This is a genomic window from Hyphomonas sp. GM-8P, assembly GCF_003263315.1.
Classification (GTDB): Bacteria; Pseudomonadota; Alphaproteobacteria; order Caulobacterales; family Hyphomonadaceae; genus Hyphomonas.
Map to the genome: position 1 here is coordinate 1 of NZ_AWFE01000143.1, position 1,330 is coordinate 1,330.

A 1,330-nucleotide genomic window follows, 5' to 3' on the forward strand; every position below is an offset into this window, starting at 1 on the left:
TGCAACGCCAGCTCAGCCTGTTTCACTGGGCGGCGATGCAACCTCAAACACCCCGCCTTGCAGCCGTCCGCTACGTACAGGGCTTTGGCGTACGTTCACCGTCCCTTGCGCTGCTCATAGCCGAGCATGCAGGGCTGAGCGTGGGGGCTGATCATGACTAAGCAACCTGAGTCCGCGCTCCAGAAGGCCGTGGTGGAATACCTTCGCCTTGCCCTTACGCCGCACGAGGCCGTCTTTTGGCACACACCGAACGGCGGCTACCGCGCCCCGCGTACTGCCGCCCGCCTCAAAGCTGAAGGTGTCGTCCCAGGTGTTGCGGACATTATCATTATCTGGGCAGGCCGCTGTATCGCGATTGAACTGAAGGCGAAAGGCGGCAGCCAGTCAGCAGCCCAGAAGGCGTGGGCGGACCAATTCACCACCGCAGGCGGCGCTTATGCCGTGTGCCGCTCTGTCGAGGCCGTGGAGCGCTTTCTTGATGCGGCGGGCATCAATTTGCGGGCCAGTGTGGGAGGCGCGTCATGAGCAAATACTCTCCTGGTTATTTCCGACTCCGCGAATGGCTTGGTCCGCCTATCGGGCTGTTGTTTGAACTTCGCCAGGATCCGGCTTTTCCGAACCGGCTACGGGCTTCCCTGAAAGCCATCAGCCTGCAGTTGGTCGGGCTTGTTGATGACGATGAGCTTGGGCTCATCGATACGTCACCAGAAGAACGCTTGCGCTCTGCCCAGCAATGGAGGGAGCGCAAAGATGATTGATGCTTACAGGCTATCTGCTGCAGCTAACCTCGAACGCAATTTTGGCGGCACGCAAATCCGCAATGGATCGGATGCTGGCAGTAAACACCAATGGCCGGATCCAGAACCAATCGACACCGATGAAGGGACCCCTGCCACGTTTCCACTGGATGCCTTGCCCCCTATGATGGCGCGTGCGGCGCGAGACATAGCCGACGGCACGAAATGTCCACCGGCGCTGGCGGCGGCTTCAGTTCTGGCTGTTGCTTCCTTCTCGGTACAGAACCATTTCGATGTCGAGTTTGCCCAGCGTCAGAGACGCCCTTTGTCCCTATGTATCTTGACGGTTGCCGCATCAGGCGAGCGAAAGTCCACGGTGGATCGGTATGCCGCGAGAGGTGTCCACGAATACAGGGCACAGCTGGCACTCGAACATGCAGCCCGGGAAAAGGACATTGCCGAGGCAAAAAAGGCAAAGTCGGATTACATCCCTGACCCGTTGCCAGACCCTAATATCGTAATTGGCAATATGACCTTGCAGGGCATCTTCCGGGCGTTCGCCGAAGGACAATCAAGCCTTGCGCTATTCTCTG

The 1,330-nt window shown here is 58.9% G+C and carries 3 protein-coding genes; all 3 read left to right on the plus strand.

Features of this window, described 5'->3' with window-relative positions; genetic code table 11:
- Positions 1 to 153: 153 nt before the first annotated feature.
- On the plus strand, positions 154 to 525 hold the full coding sequence (locus tag HY26_RS18770) for a VRR-NUC domain-containing protein (RefSeq protein ID WP_112074351.1): 372 nt from the start codon (positions 154 to 156) through the stop codon (positions 523 to 525).
- Positions 522 to 758 (plus strand): hypothetical protein, encoded by a 237-nt coding sequence (locus tag HY26_RS18775; protein WP_112074352.1) that lies wholly within the window; start codon positions 522 to 524, stop codon positions 756 to 758. The genes HY26_RS18770 and HY26_RS18775 overlap by 4 nt, the downstream gene beginning before the upstream one ends.
- Positions 751 to 1,330, plus strand: a 580-nt coding sequence (locus HY26_RS18780) for a DUF3987 domain-containing protein (protein ID WP_158531562.1), incomplete at its 3' end; no start/stop codon positions are given. The genes HY26_RS18775 and HY26_RS18780, both read left to right, overlap by 8 nt.

Bases quoted from the DNA above. Each gene is read 5' to 3' on its own strand.
- HY26_RS18775 (WP_112074352.1), top strand. From the start codon at position 522: ATGAGCAAATACTCTCCTGGTTATTTCCGACTCCGCGAATGGCTTGGT.
- HY26_RS18770 (WP_112074351.1), top strand. From the start codon at position 154: ATGACTAAGCAACCTGAGTCCGCGCTCCAGAAGGCCGTGGTGGAATAC.